We start from the raw sequence: 1,197 nt of genomic DNA, 5'->3' as shown, positions 1-1,197 counted from the left end.
CGGACGGCGGACGCGCCGCTGACGGCCGTGGAACCGACGGCGCGGGCCGCTTCCTGCGCCGGCTCGCGCAGGTTGTGGCGCATCTCGTGGCCCACCTCGCGGCCGACCTCGCTGGCCTGCTCCCGAAGGTGCCCGGCCTGCGCACGCAGCTGGTCGGAGTGCTCGCTCACCATCTCCTTGGCCTGCCCGGCCCACTGCCGTTCGGGACGGCTGGCCGGGATCAGCGACGAGACCAGCAGCCCGGCGCCGAACGCGATGAGGCCGGCCGCGAGGGGGTTGCCCTGCGCCTGCTGGCGGGACTGCTGCCCGAGGGAGCGGGCCTCCTCCCGCACCGACCCGGCCACGTGCGACATCCGTTCCCGGGACTGCTCCCCGAGCCCTCGCGCCGAATCGGCCGCGTGCGACATGCGCTGGCCTGTCGCGTGCGACACCCGCTGCGCGGCACCGTGCCCGTCCGACTGCACGCCCATCACCTTCTCCCTGGCCCGGGTGAGTGCGCCACGGGCCTGCCCGACGCGCTCACCGGCGATCCGTCGCGGATTGACCTTGTCGGCCAGCGCGTCGACGTCGCTGCTCAGTTCGTTCCGGGTGTTCTCGATCTCCCACCGGATCCGGTCCGGATCGTTGGACATGATCTACTCCCTCCCGGCTGGTTCACCGGCCGCGCATCGCGTCCGGTATCTCCCCTGCGGTCTGCCTCGTCCGGGGCAGCACCGCGCGGAGCTGCGCCTTCTCCTTGCGCGCCCTGCCGAGCAGGACACCCGTGACGGCGGCCCAGATGACGGCCACGATCAGCGCCGCCCAGCCCTGGTCCATCACGTTGGACAGCCCCCACCACAGCGCGTACGACACGAACAGCACCGTCAGGAACCCGGCCAGCGCCGCCCCGCCGAACATGCCGCCGACCTTGCCGGCCTGGCCCGCCTCCTCGCGCAGCTCCGCCTTGGCCAGTTCGACCTCCTTGCGGACCAGCGTCGAGAAGTCCCGGGTCACGTCGCCCAACAGGTCGCCGACCGACTGCGTCCGTTCCTTCTCGGGGGCGCTCACGGTGCCACTCCGCCGGGGATGTCCGGCCCCTGCCGACCGGGAGGCGAGGCGTTGCGCACCCGGGCCGTCCCGGTGTACGCCTCCTCGGCCGCGTACGGCGCCTCGACCGTCCGCTCGTACGGTCGCGGGCCGGCCGGGATCGGCGCGGCA

The 1,197-nt window shown here is 73.7% G+C and carries 2 protein-coding genes; both read right to left on the bottom strand.

Features of this window, described 5'->3' with window-relative positions:
- On the bottom strand, positions 1-632 hold a 632-nt coding region (locus AB0B91_RS66285; RefSeq protein WP_358343308.1), incomplete at its 3' end, for a DUF3618 domain-containing protein.
- 22 nt (positions 633-654) lie between these two features.
- The gene (locus AB0B91_RS66280) at positions 655-1,047 is read right to left on the bottom strand and encodes a phage holin family protein (protein WP_088998122.1); all 393 of its coding nucleotides are present in this window, start codon (positions 1,045-1,047) and stop codon (positions 655-657) included.
- Between the last annotated feature and the right edge of the window lie 150 nt (positions 1,048-1,197).

Source organism: Nonomuraea sp. NPDC049141 (assembly GCF_040648415.1).
GTDB lineage: Bacteria > Actinomycetota > Actinomycetes > Streptosporangiales > Streptosporangiaceae > Nonomuraea.
The sequence above is the reverse complement of the archived record's forward strand: the minus strand, read 5'-3'. Positions and strand labels throughout refer to the sequence as shown.